Source organism: Janibacter anophelis NBRC 107843 (genome assembly GCF_001570945.1).
Lineage (GTDB): Bacteria > Actinomycetota > Actinomycetes > Actinomycetales > Dermatophilaceae > Janibacter > Janibacter anophelis.
Window position 1 is genome coordinate 34,724 of record NZ_BCSQ01000022.1, and the last position, 16,480, is coordinate 51,203.

The 16,480-nt window shown below is 69.1% G+C and carries 16 protein-coding genes; 8 read left to right on the plus strand and 8 right to left on the minus strand.

All coding sequences use genetic code 11. The features are described 5' to 3' along the window. Positions 1-222 precede the first annotated feature (222 nt). The gene (locus tag JAN01S_RS07730) at positions 223-1,701 is read left to right on the plus strand and encodes a tyrosine-protein kinase domain-containing protein (RefSeq protein ID WP_169797185.1); all 1,479 of its coding nucleotides are present in this window, start codon (positions 223-225) and stop codon (positions 1,699-1,701) included. A 20-nt stretch (positions 1,702-1,721) separates the two neighbouring features. On the opposite strand, the gene JAN01S_RS07735 is transcribed toward JAN01S_RS07730, so the two are convergent. Further along, positions 1,722-3,140, minus strand: coding sequence for a tyrosine-protein kinase domain-containing protein (locus JAN01S_RS07735; RefSeq protein ID WP_068316158.1), 1,419 nt, complete (start codon positions 3,138-3,140; stop codon positions 1,722-1,724). 101 nt (positions 3,141-3,241) lie between these two features. Here JAN01S_RS07735 and JAN01S_RS07740 point away from each other — a divergent pair, with 101 nt between their 5' ends. Further along, positions 3,242-3,829 carry an arsenate reductase/protein-tyrosine-phosphatase family protein gene (locus JAN01S_RS07740; protein WP_068316161.1) on the plus strand — a complete coding sequence of 196 codons (588 nt, stop codon included), beginning with the start codon at positions 3,242-3,244 and terminating at the stop codon, positions 3,827-3,829. Positions 3,830-4,066: 237 nt separating this feature from the next. After that, positions 4,067-4,876 carry a hypothetical protein gene (locus JAN01S_RS07745; RefSeq protein ID WP_157075657.1) on the plus strand — a complete coding sequence of 270 codons (810 nt, stop codon included), beginning with the start codon at positions 4,067-4,069 and terminating at the stop codon, positions 4,874-4,876. 156 nt (positions 4,877-5,032) lie between these two features. Here JAN01S_RS07745 and JAN01S_RS16900 read toward each other — a convergent pair whose 3' ends face one another. Both JAN01S_RS16900 and rfbA read right to left on the minus strand, forming a co-directional pair. After that, a complete protein-coding gene (locus tag JAN01S_RS16900; RefSeq protein ID WP_157075658.1) occupies positions 5,033-5,476 on the minus strand; it encodes a hypothetical protein in 444 nt (147 codons plus the stop codon). A gap of 83 nt (positions 5,477-5,559) precedes the next feature. After that, entirely contained in the window at positions 5,560-6,423 is an 864-nt protein-coding gene (rfbA, locus tag JAN01S_RS07755; RefSeq protein WP_068316171.1) for a glucose-1-phosphate thymidylyltransferase RfbA, read from the minus strand. Positions 6,424-6,458: 35 nt separating this feature from the next. On the opposite strand from rfbA, the gene JAN01S_RS07760 reads away from it, so the two are divergent. After that, complete coding sequence (locus tag JAN01S_RS07760; RefSeq protein ID WP_084360098.1) at positions 6,459-7,904, plus strand: sugar nucleotide-binding protein; 1,446 nt, start codon at positions 6,459-6,461, stop codon at positions 7,902-7,904. A gap of 1 nt (position 7,905) precedes the next feature. Continuing rightward, complete coding sequence (rfbB, locus tag JAN01S_RS07765; RefSeq protein ID WP_068316174.1) at positions 7,906-8,901, plus strand: dTDP-glucose 4,6-dehydratase; 996 nt, start codon at positions 7,906-7,908, stop codon at positions 8,899-8,901. A 71-nt stretch (positions 8,902-8,972) separates the two neighbouring features. Here the strand turns inward: rfbB and JAN01S_RS07770 are convergent, their stop codons facing one another. Next, positions 8,973-9,215, minus strand: a complete 243-nt coding sequence (locus tag JAN01S_RS07770; RefSeq protein WP_068316177.1) for a hypothetical protein — start codon at positions 9,213-9,215, stop codon at positions 8,973-8,975. Positions 9,216-9,238: 23 nt separating this feature from the next. Next, complete coding sequence (locus JAN01S_RS07775) at positions 9,239-9,526, minus strand: MerR family transcriptional regulator (RefSeq protein ID WP_068316180.1); 288 nt, start codon at positions 9,524-9,526, stop codon at positions 9,239-9,241. A 115-nt stretch (positions 9,527-9,641) separates the two neighbouring features. On the opposite strand from JAN01S_RS07775, the gene JAN01S_RS07780 reads away from it, so the two are divergent. The 3 genes from JAN01S_RS07780 (at position 9,642) to JAN01S_RS07790 (ending at position 11,454) form a co-directional block, all read left to right on the plus strand. Then, a complete protein-coding gene (locus JAN01S_RS07780) occupies positions 9,642-10,073 on the plus strand; it encodes an Hsp20/alpha crystallin family protein (protein WP_068316183.1) in 432 nt (143 codons plus the stop codon). Between the two features lie 12 nt (positions 10,074-10,085). After that, positions 10,086-10,436 carry a hypothetical protein gene (locus tag JAN01S_RS07785; RefSeq protein WP_068316186.1) on the plus strand — a complete coding sequence of 117 codons (351 nt, stop codon included), beginning with the start codon at positions 10,086-10,088 and terminating at the stop codon, positions 10,434-10,436. Positions 10,437-10,683: 247 nt separating this feature from the next. Further along, on the plus strand, positions 10,684-11,454 hold the full coding sequence (locus JAN01S_RS07790; protein ID WP_084360099.1) for an SGNH/GDSL hydrolase family protein: 771 nt from the start codon (positions 10,684-10,686) through the stop codon (positions 11,452-11,454). 32 nt (positions 11,455-11,486) lie between these two features. Here the strand turns inward: JAN01S_RS07790 and JAN01S_RS07795 are convergent, their stop codons facing one another. From JAN01S_RS07795 to JAN01S_RS07805, 3 genes are read right to left on the minus strand one after another with little or no spacing between them, the layout of a single operon-like run. Continuing rightward, the gene (locus JAN01S_RS07795) at positions 11,487-12,146 is read right to left on the minus strand and encodes a GDSL-type esterase/lipase family protein (protein WP_244884784.1); all 660 of its coding nucleotides are present in this window, start codon (positions 12,144-12,146) and stop codon (positions 11,487-11,489) included. A gap of 48 nt (positions 12,147-12,194) precedes the next feature. Then, complete coding sequence (locus JAN01S_RS07800; protein WP_068316192.1) at positions 12,195-12,380, minus strand: DUF6104 family protein; 186 nt, start codon at positions 12,378-12,380, stop codon at positions 12,195-12,197. Next, positions 12,380-16,162 (minus strand): multifunctional oxoglutarate decarboxylase/oxoglutarate dehydrogenase thiamine pyrophosphate-binding subunit/dihydrolipoyllysine-residue succinyltransferase subunit, encoded by a 3,783-nt coding sequence (locus JAN01S_RS07805; RefSeq protein ID WP_068316195.1) that lies wholly within the window; start codon positions 16,160-16,162, stop codon positions 12,380-12,382. The genes JAN01S_RS07800 and JAN01S_RS07805 overlap by 1 nt, the downstream gene beginning before the upstream one ends. Positions 16,163-16,480 lie beyond the last annotated feature (318 nt).

Consider the following 16,480-nt stretch of genomic DNA (forward strand, 5'->3'; position numbering starts at 1 on the left):
GCGACTCGAGCCTGCACGGGTGAACTCCCCTTGAGGTGCTGGTGTGACTTTCCGAACTATGGCACATGTCCGCTACCCGGCAACCCGGGGTCCATGCGGTGCTCGAGACAGCACACGTCAGTGTGGCCGCAGTCCAGCAAGGCTCCCGCCTATACTGGCGCGCGGCGTCCGCGACGGCGCCGGCCCGTGCACTTGCCTGGGCTTCGTCTGCGAGGAGCGTACGTGACCCTGGAAGACCTGTGGAAGCTGACCCGCCGCCACGCCATCGCGATTGTGGCGTGCACCCTGGCTGGGCTCGCCATCGCGAATGCGTGGATGTTGCTGCAGCCCAAGGAGTACACCGCGAGGGCCGCCGGCTATGTCACCGCCGGTGGCGGGCAGACGATCGGGGAGTCGTTCTCATCACAAACCCTTGCCCAGCAGAAGGCGAAGGCCTATGTCACCCTCTTCAGTAACCGCAACGTTGCTGAGTCGGTCATCAAGGACCTTGGGCTGAAGACGACGCCTCAAGAACTCGCGGGCAGGATCACGGCGACAGTGCCTGAAGACGGCGTGACGATCGACGTGACCGCGAAGGGACCGACGCCTCAGGAAGCACGCAACGTTGCGGATGCGGTTGTCTCCGCTGCTGCTGCGGAAGCGAAGCGGATGGAAGAAGCAGGACCGGACCGACGGACTGTCGGGGCTGACGGCCAGACCCGCACGATCGAGTCGACCGCGCAGGTGGTCATCGAGCCCAGCGAGTCCGCGCTGCTGCCGACCTCGCCGTCCTCACCCGATCCCACGCGGATCCTTCCATTGGGCCTCCTCCTCGGGCTGCTCGTGGGGTATGCGGTGGCATACGTGCGCCACCGCAACGACACCAAGCTGCGGCACGTCGAGGACGTCGAGGAGATCACCGGGTCCGGGGTGCTCGGGATCCTGCCCCAGAGCCAGGACCTCGGCTCCGAGCGGGGCGACGCCCGCCGGGTCAAGTCGTTCCACGAGCGCGAGTCGCTGCGCAAACTGCGCACCAACCTCCGTTTCGTCGACGTCGACCACCAGCCTCGCTCGATCGTCGTGACGAGTGCCAACCAGGGCGAAGGGAAGTCGACCGTCGCCTCGAACCTGGCGACCGTCCTCGCGGAGTCCGGCGAGCAGGTCGTGCTCATCGACGCGGATCTGCGCCGATCGGCCGTGGCCAGGGCACTGGACGTCGACGGCAGCGTCGGGCTGACCCAAGTGCTCGCCGGCACCATCCCGCTGACCGAGGCACTGCAGCCCACGCAGGTGCCGGGTCTGGAGGTGCTCGTCGCTGGTGAGGTGCCACCCAATCCTTCGGAGCTCCTCGGCTCGCACCGGATGGAGTCCCTCATCAGCCAGCTGTCGTCGAGTCACTTCGTCGTCCTTGACGCGCCGCCATTGCTACCCGTGACCGACGCGGCCTTGCTGTCCCGCAGCGCGGATGGCGCTGTCCTCGTCGTCGCCGCCGGCAAGACGCACAAGGAGGAACTCGAGCGTGCGGCAGGAGCCCTCCGGGCGGTCGACGGCAAGGTGCTGGGCGCCATCCTCAACCAGGTCTCGACACGTAAGGTCGATCGGATCAGGTACGGCGACGTCGAGTACGGCTACAGCAAGTCGTACTCAGCCGACGCCTACGAGGCTGATGAAGCAGGTACTCTCAGCCGCCGCGATCTCAAGGCGCGGCGCGCCAAGCGCTGATACCCGCTGCGCCGTCTCGCCTACTTGGACCGGACGAGGCGACGCTCACTCCGCCCACGACGGGTGGGTGCGTCCTGTCGGTTCTCCGGGTCGTAGTAGCCGTAGTAGCCGGCGCCGTAACCACCAGCCGACTTGTGGCCGACCCGGTTGAGCACGAGTCCGAGGAGCTTGTTGTCCACGGCACCGAGCGCCTCGAGGGTCGCGGAGAGCTGTTCCTTGCGGACGATCGTCGTGCCGACGAGCACGATGACCCCATCGACCTTCGTGCTGAGGACGACGGCGTCGGTGACGGGCAGGACCGGCGGCGTGTCGATCAGGACGTAATCGAACCGGACGGACAGCCGCGCGAGGACCAGGCTCATCGCCTCCGACGCGAGGAGCTCGCTCGGGTTGGGTGGGATCGAGCCTGCTCCGATGACCTCGAGCTTGTCCCGACCGTACGGCTGGAGGACGTCGTCCAGGTCGGCCCGCTCGATGAGCACATCCGTCAGCCCGGCGCTGCCCTCGAGACCGAGGTAGTCGAGGAGGCGCGGCCGGCGGAGGTCCCCCTCGATGAGGCAGACGCTGGAGCCGGACTGGGCCAGGGTTAGCGCGAGATTGGCGATGGTCGTCGACTTGCCCTCGCCCGGGATGGAGGACGTGAGCAGGATCGTGCGGGGGTGGTTGGCTGCGTCGACGAACATGAGGTTGGTGCGCACGGCGCGGAAGGCCTCGGCGCGAGGCGAGGATGGGTCGCTCTCCACGATGAGTGGTTCCTTGCCCGCCCTGGGGTCGTAATGGACCGCTCCGATCACGGGCTCGTCGGTGATCTCCTCCACGTCGTCGTCCGTGCGCACGGTGGTGTCGAGGAGGTGACGGACGAGGGCCAGGCCGAATCCAAGCGAGAGTCCGAGGATGAGTCCGAGTGCGAGATTGCGGATCGGCACGGGGCTCGTGGGGACGTCACTGGTCGAAGCCGGCTCCACGAGAGAAACCTTGATAGGAGACGCCTTGCTTGACCCCTCGGGTCGCTCAACCTCGGACACGACCTCGGGGAAGGCCTCGCCGATGGCTGTGGCGATCCGCTGCGCATGCTCTGGTGAGGCATCGGTTACCGATACCTCGAGGATCACCGTTTCCGGAGGCGTCGTGACCGTGATCTTCTCAGAGAGTTCTTTGACCTTGGTCTCGTCTCCGAGCTGGTCGACGACGGGGTTGAGCGCACGCGGAGTCTTGAGCAGCTGCGCGTATGACTTCACGCGCTCCTGTGTGAACGTGCTGCCTTGCTGCAGGGAGGCAGTGTTGGACCCCGACACGGAGACGAAGAACTGCGTGGTCGACGTGTACTGCTTCGTCTGCAACCCAGTGAAGAGGGCAGCCAGCCCCACGACCACGAGGGTGGTGATGACGATGGTCAACCACCGCTTCTTGAGGATCCTCAAGTAGTCCTGCAGCTCCACCCGGGCCTTGCCTTTCACCGATTCGTCAAGAGCACATGTGAGTGCAACTTCTCTCGTGCGCGAGTGTTTCACAGGCCCCGCCATCAGGCAGGATGTGGGCCATGAGCGTCCGTCTGCTGACCGTGTGCACCGGCAACATCTGCCGCTCCCCTTATGCCCAGCTGGCCCTGCAGCACGCGCTGGACACCGTTCGCCCGGGAGGGTTCGAGGTGACCAGCGCGGGAACCCAGGCCCTGATCGGCAATGTGGTCGATGGCGGCAGCGCCGGCATCCTCACCTCGAGGGGCATCGCATCGGACACCTTCGCCGCGCGCCAGATATCCGAGCAGATCATGGGTGACGTCGACATCGCCCTGCCGCTCGAAGTGTCGCACCGCAAGATCGTCCTCAGCTATTCGCCGCGGCACTTGAAGCGCGCGTACACGCTCAAGGAGTTTGCCCGACTGCTCGACGCTGCGGGTGAGCGTGAGCCGTGGACAACTCGTCTCGCTGGACTGTCGACGGTGGAGGAGCGGTGGGCGGCGCTACCGGCGCACCTAGCGCGCGAGCGAGGGCTCAACCGGGTGCCCGATGGGGTCGACGACATCGCCGACCCGTATCGACAGCCGCAGGAGGTCTTCGACCGGATGGCTGCGGAGGTGGACGCCGCGATCGAGCGGATCGTGGCGTTCGAGCGGCAGTTCGACTGAGTGACTTGGCTTCGAGGCTCGTCGCAGCCCTTCGAGGCTCCTTCGTCGCACCTCAGGAACCGCTCCTCACACCTCAGCGAGCGTGTGGGGATCACCTCGTGGCTTCGAGGCTCGTCGCAGGGCTCCTCGCGCCTCAGCCAGCGTTGGGTACCTGTCGCCGCGACATCCCTGTTGTGTGCGGTCCCATCGGCGACGAATGTCAGTCCGGGGCCGTGGGGGTATGGGCTCATCCTCGTCGTGCTGGCGGTGCTCACCCTGTGGCCGTGGGCACGACCGGCCGTGGTGGTTGCGCTGACGAAGCTCGAGTTGACCGCCGGCGTGGCACTCTTCGGCTGGATGACGCTTGGCGTCCTGCGTGCGGACCGGTTCTGGGATGTCGCACTCGTTGCCGCCCTGTTGGCCGCGAGCGCGGCCTTGGCCGCCCACGCTTTGGCCAACCGGCTCACCAGACGTCAACTCACAGACACTGTCGTTCGCATGGCTGGTGCGGCGGTGGCCGGCTCGCTCATCTCCGGCTGGTTGGTACCCCTTCTTGCCGGGGAGATGATGCTGCGACCCGGCCTACCCATCGGCGGATCCTCGAACAACGCGGTGGGGCTGGTCCTGGCGGTTGCTGCGTGCCTCGCCGGAGCCAGAAGCTGGCCCGGGCAGCGCCACGTCTGGTTCGTGCTCGCAGCCTGCGGAGTCCTGCTCATCGCCCAGAGCCTCTCTCGCGCCGGGTGGCTGTTGCTCGTCCTGCTGCTGCTCGCGGTGGCCCAGCAGCGTCTTGGGTGGTCCTGGCGTCGGATCCTCACTGTCGGGACGCCAGTGACGCTCGCCGCCGTGACGCTGCTGGCCCTGCTACGTGGACGTGGCGCGCGCATCGCCGCCGCCCGGTGGGACAACGCCGCAGTTGGTCTCGACGCCTGGTGGACCTCACCGGCCAGTGTCCTCTTCGGCGTCGGGCCGATGTCGCTGTGGCCATGGCTGCCGCTGGAGCGGTATTGGGCCCGGCTGGGCTCCGCTGGCACGACGTTGTACGACAGTCCCTGGGGCGCCGTTCTATAACACGCGCACTCGACCTTCGTCTCTGCTCTCGTCTAGTACGGGATCGTCGGCCTCGGCCTGTTGCTCCTGGTGCTCGGGCTGGCTGCCCGGCGCTGCGTCCGGGAGATCCGAGCGCAGGGTGAGCTCTCGCTCGTGGCCGTCGCCCTGCTGCTCGCGCTACCGGCGATGCTCGTCGAGCTCTACCTCTTCCGCAGCTTCGTCTCCGCGTGGGCGTGGTGGGTGGCCGTCATGGCCGTCGGTCGCGGCCCGCACGACGAAGCGGAGCGCGAAGGCCGCGACGAGGGTCCCGGCCGCGGCGAGCAGGGGGACGGAGCGCGGGACCCACAGGTTCGGGGAGAGGACTTCGATGCTGAACCCGAGCACGGCCACAGCGACCAGGGTGCGCGTCAGGTCCAGGACCTCGCCCACTGAGGAGCTGGGCCGTCCCGGTGCGTAGGGGCCCGAGGTAGCGCCGATGAGCAGGTGCAGGGCTGCGAGGACGAGGGCGAAGAGCCACGTCTTGGCCGTCAACGCTGATGGGTCGAGGTAGCGGGCGGCGGTGACGGTCGGGACGGCGAGGAAGAGGATTGCTGTGTCGGGGAGGGCCCAGAGCTTGGTCATTGGGTTACTCGGTCACCCCGTGGCGTGGTCTCGAGGCTCGTCGCAGAGCTCCTCGCACCTCGACCAGCGTTGGGAGCGTGGGGTCAGTCATTGAGCAGGTCGAGGAGGTAGGAGCCGTAGCTGCTCTTGACCAGCGGCTCGGCGCGGTCGCGGAGGGCGGCGTCGTCGATGTAGCCCATCCGCCAGGCGACCTCCTCGGGGCAGCCGATCTTCAGGCCCTGCCGGGCCTCGAGGGTGCGCACGTAGTTGCTCGCGTCGTTGAGCGAGGCGAAGGTGCCGGTGTCGAGCCACGCGGTGCCGCGGGGGAGGACCTCGACCTGCAGCCTCCCTTCGTCGAGGTAGGTGCGGTTGAGGTCGGTGATCTCCAGCTCGCCGCGCGCCGACGGGTGCAGCCCGCGGGCCCGCTCGACCACGGTGTCGTCGTAGAAGTACAGGCCGGGGACGGCAAACCGGCTCCGGGGAGAGGCGGGCTTCTCCTCGAGGTGCAGGGCCCTCCCTTCGTCGTCGAAGTCGACCACGCCGTAGTCCTGCGGGTTGACCACCTGGTACCCGAAGACCGCCGCCCCGTCGACCGACGCGAAGCGGCGCAGCTGCGTGCCCAGACCCGGCCCGTAGAAGATGTTGTCGCCGAGCACGAGCGCCGCCGGCCCACCCGCGAGGTGCTGCTCACCGATGAGGAAGGCCTGCGCCAGCCCGTCCGGGCTCGGCTGCTGCGCATAGGTGATCGAGACCCCCAGGCGCGACCCGTCACCGAGGAGCCGCTCGAACTGCGGCGCCTCGTGCGGCGTCGTGATGACGAGGACCTCACGGATCCCCGCGAGCATCAACGTGCTCAGCGGGTAGTAGACCATCGGCTTGTCGTAGACCGGCAGCAGCTGCTTGGAGACACCGAGGGTGATGGGGTGCAGTCGCGACCCCGTCCCCCCGGCGAGGATGATCCCGCGCATGTCGCGAGCATAGGTCGTGTGGCTAGGGTTCGACCATGGCCCTGAGCGTGGAGACCACCCCGATCCCCGGGCTACTCGTCGCCCGCGGCCCGGTCCACCGAGACGCGCGTGGCTGGTTCACCGAAGGGTGGCAGCGCGCCAAGATGGTCGCGGCGGGGCTGCCGGACTTCGGCCCGGTGCAGCACAACGTCTCGTCCAATGCCTCGCGCGGCGCGACCCGCGGCATCCACGCCGAACCCTGGGACAAGCTCGTCACCGTCGTGCATGGCCGGGTCTTCGGCGCGTGGGTCGACCTGCGGGCGGGGGCGGGCTTCGGCGCGACCTTCACCCTCGAGGTCGAGCCGGGCACCGCGGTCTTCGTCCCGCGCGGCGTCGGCAACTCCTACCAGGCGCTCGCCGACGACACCGTCTACAGCTACCTCGTCAACGAGCACTGGCGCCCGGACCTGACCTATCCCGCGCTCGCCCTCGACGACCCGACCGCCGCCATCGACTGGCCGATCCCGTTGTCGCAGAGCGAGATCTCCGACAAGGACCGGGCGAATCCGCAGCTGGCGGAGGTCACCCCCTTCGTCCCGAAGCAGGTGCTCCTCCTCGGCGGCAGCGGTCAGGTTGGGCGGGCCCTGCGCCGCCTCCTGCCGGACGCCGTCGCGCCGACCCGCGACGAGCTCGACCTCACCGACCCCGCGGCCGTCGAAGCCCTCGACCTCAGCGGCCACGACCTGGTCATCAATGCCGCCGCGATGACCGCCGTCGACGCCGCCGAGACCCTCGACGGCAGCCGGCTGGCCTGGCGGCTCAATGCCGAGCTGCCCGCCCAGCTCGCCCGCTGCGCCGCGGCCGCCGGCGCCACCCTCGTGCACTACTCCTCGGACTACGTCTTCGACGGGCAGCGCGAGGTCCACGACGAAGGGGAGGCCCTCACCCCGGTGAGCGAGTACGGCCGCACCAAGGCCGCCGGTGACCTCGCCGTCGGCGTCGCGCCGCGCCACTACCTGCTGCGCACGTCGTGGGTGGTGGGCGACGGGGGCAACTTCGTCGCGACGATGGCCCGCCTGGCGGACGAAGGGAGGTCCCCTCGCGTCGTCGACGACCAGTGGGGCCGGCTGAGTTTCGCCGACGAGATCGCGGCGGCGACGCTCCACCTCGTGGCGAGCGGGGCTCCCTTCGGCACGTACAACGTCTCGCAGTCCGGCGAACCGCTCACCTGGGCCGGGATCGCCCGCGAGGTGTTTGCGCTGCGCGGCCGGGCCCGCGAGGACGTGACGCCGGTGACGACGGCCGAGTACGGCGCCGGACGGGCGATGGCGCCGCGGCCCGAGCACTCGACGCTGGTGCTCGACAAGCTGCGGGCGACGGGGTACGAGCCGGCCGACATGGTGGAGGCGCTGGCTGGGTACGTCTCGAGGCTTGACGCTGGTCGAGGTGCGAGGAGCGCCAGCGACGAGCCTCGAGACCCCTCGACGAACGAAGGGAACTGACATGCGCGTGCTCGTGACCGGGGGAGCCGGGTTCATCGGGAGCAACTTCGTCCACCAGACGCTCGCGACGCGACCGGACGCGGAGGTGACCGTGCTCGACGCGCTGACCTACGCGGGGTCGCGGTCGTCGCTGGAGGGCGCGGACGTGCGCTTCGTCGAGGGGCTCGTGCAGGACGGCGCGCTCGTCGACCGGCTCGTGGGGGAGTCCGACGTCGTCGTGCACTTCGCCGCGGAGTCGCACAACGACAACTCGCTCGCCTCGCCGGGGCCCTTCGTCCAGACCAATGTCGTCGGCACCTACGAGCTGCTCGAGGCCGTGCGCCGCCACGACGTGCGCTACCACCACATCTCGACCGACGAGGTCTACGGCGACCTCGAGCTCGACGTCCCGGACCGGTTCACCGAGGCCACGCCGTACAACCCCTCCAGCCCGTACTCGTCGACGAAGGGAGCCTCCGACCTCCTCGTGCGGGCGTGGGTGAGGTCCTTCGGCGTGCGGGCGACGATCTCCAACTGCTCCAACAACTACGGCCCGCGCCAGCACGTGGAGAAGTTCATCCCGCGACAGGTCACGAACCTCATCGACGGCGTCCGGCCGCGGCTGTACGGCGACGGGCTCAACGTGCGCGACTGGATCCACGTCGACGACCACAACTCGGCGGTGTGGGCGATCATCGACCGCGGGCGGATGGGCGAGACCTACCTCATCGGCGCCGACGGCGAGGTCGACAACAAGACCGTCGTTGCCGAGATCCTGACCCTGATGGGACGGGAGCCGGGCGACTTCGACCACGTGACCGACCGGCCGGGGCACGACCGCCGCTACGCGATCGACTGGACCAGGCTGCGCGACGAGCTGGGCTGGCAGCCGCAGTACCGCGACTTCCGCTCGGGCCTGGCCGCGACGATCGACTGGTACCGCGCCAATGAGGACTGGTGGCGTCCGCAGAAGTCGGCCACAGAGGCGCGGTACGCGACCGCGGAGCAGGTGCTGTAGCCTCTCGCGCAGCTCATGGGCCGCGGTGGAAGCCAATCGTCCGCGCGGGTCGTCCGCCGCGGACTCAGCTCTCAGTGCCGTCGTCGCAGCTCGCGGATCACCCGGTGCTGCTCGATGAGCAGATCAGCCACGGACTGCCCCTGCGCCCCCTCCTGCAACCTCGCCAGGTTGAGCTGGTCCTCGGTGCGGGCCAGGCGGGCGATGAGCTCGCGCACGGTCAGGGCCTCGAGCGACGGTGCTTCGGCGCCGAACTGCGGCGGGTCCTGACCGTCCTCGTGAGGGACGGGCGAGGAGGGGAGTGCTCGAGTGTCCACATCCGTGTCCTTCCGTGATGGTGTCAGGGCCGCTTTGCCCGGGTGAGCTCCTCGCGCAGGTCGTCGACCTCGTCCTGCAGGTCGATGACCATGGCGATGCCGGCGGTGTTGAGCCCGGCATCGAGGAGGGCGTCGATGCGGCGCAGCCGCACCAGGTCGTCGTCGCTGTATCGCCGGGTGCCACCGGGCGTGCGGTCGGGCGTCAGCAGTCCCTGCGTCTCGTACCACCGCAGCTGCTGCGATCCCATGCCCACGAGGTCCGCTGCCACGGAGATCCCGTAGACGCCGCGTGCCGGGTCGGTCGCCGTCATGTCTCTCCCGAGGGGTCTTGATCGTTGCGTGCGCTGTTGCTATAAAAAATCTATCACCACCACAACAGATGTGGATGGGACATCACGAGGGAAGGAGTTGGACACGATGGCACAGATGCTGATGCGCACCGATCCGTTCCGAGAGCTCGACCGGGTCACGCAGCAGCTGTTCCGAGGTGACGGCAGCCCGGCGCCCACGGCGATGCCCATGGACGCCTGGCGCGAGGGCGAGACCTTTTTCGTCGAGTTCGACCTGCCCGGGCTGGTCTCGGAGGACATCGACCTGGACGTCGAGCGCAACGTCGTCACCGTGACGGCCGAGCGCCCGGTCAAGGAGGGCTCGGTGGAGATGCTCGCCGCCGAGCGCCGCCGCGGGACCTTCAGCCGCCAGCTGGTCCTCGGGGACAATCTCGACACCGCGCACATCGAGGCCTCCTACGACGCCGGTGTGCTCACCCTGCGGATCCCCGTCGCCGAGCAGGCCAAGCCCCGCAAGATCGAGATCGCCGGCGGTCGCAGCGATGACCGCAAGGCGATCGACGCCTGACCGAGGTGCGTCATGCCCGCCCACATCGTCCAGCACGACGACCTCACCGAGGCCACGATCGAGCGCTTCCTCGAGATCGTCCTGGAGGACGACGAGCTGTTCCTCCTGGAGCTCGCGGCCGTCGCCGACTCCGACCTGCCTGTCATGACGACGGGCACCGAGGAGCGACGCGAGCGTCCGTGGCCGGACGTCGGCAGCGCCGAGCCTGGCGACCCCGAGGCGAGCGTGCACCCGCCGCCGATCGAACCCTGGGCCCGGGAACGCTCCCCTCCGGACGCACCGGTCGCTGTGCTGGAGGCCGCCGCCCCGCCCCCGTCCTTCACCCACCGGCGCTGGGACACCACGGCGCCAGGGTCACGATGAGACCACCGACCGCGGGGGCCGGGCCCGGCCTTCGGCGGAGCTGAGCTGGCAGCCGGTGTACCGCGACTTCCGCTCGGGCTGGCCGCGACGATCGACTGGTACCGCGACAAAGAGGAAGGGTGGCGTCCGCAGACGGCGGCCACTGAGGCGCGGTACGCGACCGCGGAGCAGGGTGCTGTAGGCCTGCTTGCACATCCCCACGCGCTCTCCCGGCGCGCGGCGCGTCTCGCGGGGCTAGCCTGCGACCATGACTCGGTCACTGCGGCAAGCGGTCCTTCCCTTCGTCGGGCTGGCCGTGCTGTTCCTGCTGGTTGCCGGGCTGTGGGCCTTCGTCCTGACCGACTTCCGGCAGGCGAGCGCCACCGACACCGGCACCGCCTCCCTTCCGCCCACGACGACGCAGGAGTCGACGCAGGCGCCCCGCTGGACCATGGACCAGGCGCGCGAAGCCGTCGCGGCCGACGACTCCCGGGTGCTCGTGCTCGGGGACTCGACGGGCAACGGCAACGACGAATGGGTGCACCTGTGGGCCGGCAGTCGGGAGATGCCGGTGGCGTCGTGGGACACCGACGGCGAAGCGGGTTATCGCGGCGAGGGCGAGGACACCCGGGTGTGGTCGGGCGCGATGTTCAGCGCCACCGCCGATTACCCGCTGGAGCACGAGGAGATCTGGCCGGGGCAGGCCCCCGATGTCGTTCTGCTGAGCTACGGGCACTTCGAGGGGTCGGGGCAGGAGGCCACGCAGGGCCTCGAGGCACTCACGGCCGAGGTCGCCGACCGCTTCCCCGACGCACCAGTCGTCGTCATCCTGCAGAACCCGGCGCAGGATGACGCCGGCGCCTCCGTGCGCGAGGCGATCGCGGAGTGGGCGAAGGGCGAGGGCCTCCCGACGATCGACGTCGCCGCCGCGTGGGAGGAGTCCGGGCAGGCGCAGGCCGAGCTGCTCGCTGATGACGTGAACCCCTCGCCCGCCGGGTCGCAGGTGTGGGCGGAGGCTGTGGTCGAGGCGCTGGGGTGACGGTGGCCAGCGAGGCCGAGGGGGAGGAGCCCTCAGCCCATCCACTCGCCCCACCCGTGGTGCAGCACGAGCCAGGCGATCAGGCCGTAACCCGCTTGGCCGGGGTGCACACCATCGACCGAAGCAGCGATGTCGGACTCCCACTGGTCGTGACCGGCCAGGGGGGTGAAGGTGTCGACGAAGGTCACCCCGCGGCGGTCGCACACGTCGCGCTGGGCCTCGACGACCTGGTACAGAGCGTCGTTGGTCTGGGGGTCGGCCGCCGGGGGAGGCCCGACGACGAAGGCCGCGACGCCCTGGCTGGAGGCCTCGTCGAGGATGTTGGCCAGGTTGAGCCGCAGGCGGGCGATCGAGGTGCCGGCCTCGACGTCGGCGTGACCGATCTGCACGACGAGCCGGCGCTCGCTGGCCCCGGCGAACCGGCGGGCGCCCTCGGTCTGCCAGCGCTCGGCCACGCCACCGGAGGTCTCGCCGCGCACGCCGAGGTTGTAGTGGGCGACGACGGCGCCGGGGACCTCGGTGCGGGCCATGACCCGACCGGTCCAGCCCAGCGCCTTGTCGTCACCCACACCCGCGACGAAGCTGTCGCCGATGAAGACGAGCGCGATCTCCCTTCGCCCGTCCTCCGTGCCGAAGGTCGCGCTGGGGGTGAACTCGTTGCCGGCCGCGTCCGTCATCGGGTGGGCGCTCACGTCGGGGTACTCCTGAGGGTGGGTCTGTCCTGCTGGTCCTGACCGACGTTACTCGTCGTCGAGCTCGTCGTCGTCGAGGCGTGCCAGCCACGACGCGAGTCGCTCGATCGGAGTCTCGAACTCGGGGTTGAGGTCGACGAAGGTGCGGAGCTGGTCACTCACCCACTCGAGAGTGACCTGCTCCTCACCACGCCGATCCGCGAGCTCCTCGATACCGCGATCGGTGAAGTACATCAGCGATCGAAGGCGCGGGCGATCAGGTCCGCCTGCTCCACCGCGTGCTTCTTGGCCGTGCCGGCCGCCGGGGAGGCGCTCGGCGGGCGGGTCACCGCACGCAGCGCGCGGGTCTCGCCGTGCTCGGCCATGTCGGCCGGCAGGTTCATGGCGAGGAAGGGCCATGCGCCCTGGTTCTCCGGCTCCTCCTGCACGAGGACCAGCTCCGCGTTGGGGTACTGGCGCAGCTCACGGGCCAGCTCCTCACCCGGCAGCGGGTAGAAGCGCTCGAGGTGCAGGATCGCGGTCTGCTCGTCGCCGCGCTTCTTGCGCTCGGCCTCGAGGTCCCACGTGACCTTGCCCGCGGCGAGGAGGACCCGGGTGACCTGCTCGCCCTTCACACCGGTCAGGTCCGGCAGGACCGGGCGGAAGGTGCCGGCCGTGAAGTCCTCCGGCTGGCTGCTCGCGGCCTTCAGGCGCAGCATCGACTTCGGGGTGAAGACGACGAGCGGACGGCGCGGACGGTGGTAGGCCTGACGACGCAGCAGGTGGAAGTAGCTGGCCGGCGTCGACGGGAAGGCGACCGTCATGTTGTTCTGCGCGCACAGCGCGAGGAAGCGCTCGATGCGCGCGGACGAGTGGTCCGGCCCCTGGCCCTCGTAGCCGTGCGGCAGGAGGAGGACGACCGAGGAGTTCTGGCCCCACTTCTGCTCGGAGGAGGAGATGAACTCGTCGATGATCGTCGCGGCACCGTTGGCGAAGTCACCGAACTGCGCCTCCCACAGCACGAGCGCGTCGGGGCGCTCGACGGAGTAGCCGTACTCGAAGCCCATCGCCGCGTACTCGGACAGCAGGGAGTCGTAGACCCAGAAGCGGGCCTGGCCGCCACCGAGGTAGTTCAGCGGCGTCCACTCCTCACCGTTGTTCTTGTCGATGAGCACCGCGTGGCGCTGCACGAAGGTGCCGCGACGCGAGTCCTGACCGGTGAGGCGCACCGGGGTGCCGTCCATGAGGAGCGAGCCGACCGCGATCATCTCGGCGGTGCCCCAGTCGATGCCGCCCTCGTGCACCGAGGCGGCGCGCTTCTGCATCGCCTGCTGCAGCTTCGGGTGGATGGTGAAGTCGGCCGGCGGCGAGTCGAAGATGTCGCCGATGTGCTTCAGGTCGGTCTCGGAGATCGCCGTCTCGGTCGCCGAGCGCGTCGTCTGGTCGCTCGTCTGGGCGGCGGGCCGCTCCAGGCCGGCGTTGTCCGGCGCGTCGGTCGTGCCCGGCTTGTCCGAAGGGGAGTCCGCGCTGTCCTTGAGCGCCTCCTTGGTCTCGACGAAGACCCGCTCGAGCTGCGCCTGGTAGTCACGCAGCGCCGCGTCGGCCTCCTCCGTCGTGATGTCCTTGCGGCCGATGAGGTTCTCCGTGTACAGCTTGCGGACCGAGCGCTTGGACTCGATGAGCTTGTACATCAGCGGCTGGGTCATCGACGGGTCGTCGCCCTCGTTGTGACCGCGGCGGCGGTAGCACACGACGTCGATGACGACGTCCTTGTGGAACTTCTGCCGGAACTCGAAGGCGAGCTCGGCGACCCGCACGCAGGCCTCCGGGTCGTCACCGTTGACGTGGAAGATCGGCGCCTGGATCATCCGCGCGACGTCCGTGGAGTACACGGACGAGCGGCTGAAGTTCGGCGAGGTGGTGAAGCCGATCTGGTTGTTGACGACGACGTGGATCGTGCCGCCGGTGCGGTAGCCGCGCAGCTGGCTCTGCTGCAGGGTCTCCGCGACGACGCCCTGGCCGGCGAAGGCCGCGTCACCGTGCATGAGGATCGGCAGGACGGGGAAGTCCTCGCCGCCGTGGTTGAGCCGGTCCTGCTTGGCGCGCACGATGCCCTCGAGCACCGGGTTGACCGCCTCGAGGTGGCTCGGGTTGGCCGCGAGGTAGACCTTGGTCTTGTCGCCGCTCTCGGCGGTGAACTCGCCCTCGGTGCCGAGGTGGTACTTGACGTCACCGGAGCCCTGGACGGACTTCGGGTCGAGCTGACCCTCGAACTCGCGGAAGATCTGCCCGTAGGACTTGCCGGCGATGTTGGCCAGCACGTTGAGACGGCCACGGTGCGGCATGCCGATGCAGACCTCGTCGAGGCCCTCCTCGGCGGAGCGGGAGAGGATCCGGTCGAGCACGGCGATGACCGACTCGCCACCCTCGAGGGAGAAGCGCTTCTGCCCGACGAACTTCGTCTGCAGGAAGGTCTCGAAGGCCTCGGCGGCGTTGAGGCGACGCAGGATGCGCAGCTGCTCGTCGCTCGTGGTCTTGGCGTAGCCGATCTCGACCCGCTCCTGCATCCAGCGCCGCTGCTCGGGGTCCTGGATGTGCATGTACTCGATGCCGGTGGTGCGGCAGTACGAGTCACGCAGGATGCCGAGGATCTTGCGCAGCTTGAGGAAGGGCTCGCCGCCGAAGCCGCCGGTGGCGAAGTGGCGCTCGAGGTCCCACAGCGTCAGGCCGTGCGACGTGATGTCGAGGTCCTCGTGGTGGCGCTGCTTGTACTCCAGCGGGTTGATGTCGGCCATGAGGTGGCCGCGCACCCGGTAGGAGTGGATGAGCTCCTGCACGCGCGCGACCTTGTTGATGTCGTCGTCGTGCGTCGTCGAGATGTCCTGGACCCAGCGCACCGGCTCGTAGGGGATGCGCAGGCTGGAGAAGATCTCGTCGTAGAAGCCCTCGGCGCCCAGCAGGAACTGGTGGACGACCCGCAGGAACTCGCCGGACTGCGCACCCTGGATGATGCGGTGGTCGTAGGTCGAGGTGAGGGTGAGGATCTTGGAGACCGCGTTGCGGTTGAGGGTCTCGTTGCTCGCGCCCTGCCACTCGGCCGGGTAGTCGAGGGCGCCGACGCCGATGATCGCGCCGAGGCCCTTCATCAGGCGCGGGATCGAGTGGACGGTGCCGATGCCGCCGGGGTTGGTCAGCGACATCGTCGCGCCCTGGAAGTCCTCGACGGTCAGCTTGCCGTCGCGCGCCTTCTTGACGACGTCCTCGTAGGCCCGCCAGAACTGCATGAAGTCCATGTCGTCGGCCGGCTTGACCACGGGCACCAGCAGCTGGCGGGTACCGTCGTCCTTTTGCAGGTCGATGGCGATGCTCAGCCCGATGTGCGCGGGCTGGATGACGACGGGCTTGCCCTTGTCGTTCGTCGTGTAGCCGACGTTCATCTCCGGCATCGCGCGCAACGCCTTGATGAGCGCGTAGCCGATGAGGTGGGTGAACGAGATCTTGCCACCGCGGCTGCGCTTGAGGTGGTTGTTGATGACGATGCGGTTGTCGATGAGCAGCTTCGCCGGGACGGCGCGCACGGAGGTCGCGACCGGGACCTCGAGCGAGGCCTCCATGTTGGTCACGACGCGGGCAGCAGCACCGCGAAGGGGGGTGTGCACGTCCTCGGGCTCGTCGGCCTCCTCGGCGGCCGGCTTGGCCTCCGCCTTCTTGGGCTCCGCCTTCTTCGGCTCGGCCTTGGCGGGCTCCGCCTTCTTCGCCTCTGCCGTCTTCGGCTCGGCCTTCTTGGCCTCGGCCGGCTCGGCCTTCTTGGGCTCAGCCTTCGGCTCGGCCTTCTTGGGCTCTGCCTGCGCCGGCTCGCTCTTCGCGGCGGGGGCATCCCCCTTCGCACTCACCCCGTTGCTGTCGCCCCCCTGGCCGGGCGTGTAGTCCTCGAAGAAGTCCCACCACGCCTTGTCGACGAGGTTTCGGTCCTTCTTGTACTGCTGGTACAGCTCGTCGACGAGCCACTCGTTCGGGCCGAAGTCGTTCAGGGACACGGAGCCATCCTGGGGGTCAGGCACGGCGCATACGCCTCTTTCGTCACAGTCGCGATACGGGGCCCGAAGTCAGCGCGGACCCCTCTGGGCAAGCCTAACGTGACGAAGGCCATGCACGGCCACCCGTCCCACGCCGGTCGAGGTGCGAGGGCGCCCTGGCTTCCCAACGCTGGTCGAGGTGTGAGGGCGTCCGCGCCCGAACCTCGAGACCTGGCTTCGAGGCTCGTTCCTCGCACCTCAGCCATCGTGGGCTCGTCGCACCTCAGCCAGCGTGTCACGACGACGGGACCGCCCCCCCCCCCCCCCCCCCCCCCCCCC

What these genes read in the sequence shown, in the direction of transcription:
- JAN01S_RS16900 (WP_157075658.1), bottom strand. Translation starts at nt 5,476, where the DNA reads ATGACCAAGCTCTGGGCCCTCCCCGACACAGCAATCCTCTTCCTCGCC.
- JAN01S_RS07775 (WP_068316180.1), bottom strand. Translation starts at nt 9,526, where the DNA reads ATGACGGCGACCGACCCGGCACGCGGCGTCTACGGGATCTCCGTGGCA.
- JAN01S_RS07780 (WP_068316183.1), top strand. Translation starts at nt 9,642, where the DNA reads ATGCTGATGCGCACCGATCCGTTCCGAGAGCTCGACCGGGTCACGCAG.
- rfbA (WP_068316171.1), bottom strand. Translation starts at nt 6,423, where the DNA reads ATGCGCGGGATCATCCTCGCCGGGGGGACGGGGTCGCGACTGCACCCC.
- JAN01S_RS07740 (WP_068316161.1), top strand. Translation starts at nt 3,242, where the DNA reads ATGAGCGTCCGTCTGCTGACCGTGTGCACCGGCAACATCTGCCGCTCC.
- JAN01S_RS07760 (WP_084360098.1), top strand. Translation starts at nt 6,459, where the DNA reads ATGGCCCTGAGCGTGGAGACCACCCCGATCCCCGGGCTACTCGTCGCC.
- JAN01S_RS07800 (WP_068316192.1), bottom strand. Translation starts at nt 12,380, where the DNA reads ATGTACTTCACCGATCGCGGTATCGAGGAGCTCGCGGATCGGCGTGGT.
- JAN01S_RS07785 (WP_068316186.1), top strand. Translation starts at nt 10,086, where the DNA reads ATGCCCGCCCACATCGTCCAGCACGACGACCTCACCGAGGCCACGATC.
- JAN01S_RS07790 (WP_084360099.1), top strand. Translation starts at nt 10,684, where the DNA reads ATGACTCGGTCACTGCGGCAAGCGGTCCTTCCCTTCGTCGGGCTGGCC.
- rfbB (WP_068316174.1), top strand. Translation starts at nt 7,906, where the DNA reads ATGCGCGTGCTCGTGACCGGGGGAGCCGGGTTCATCGGGAGCAACTTC.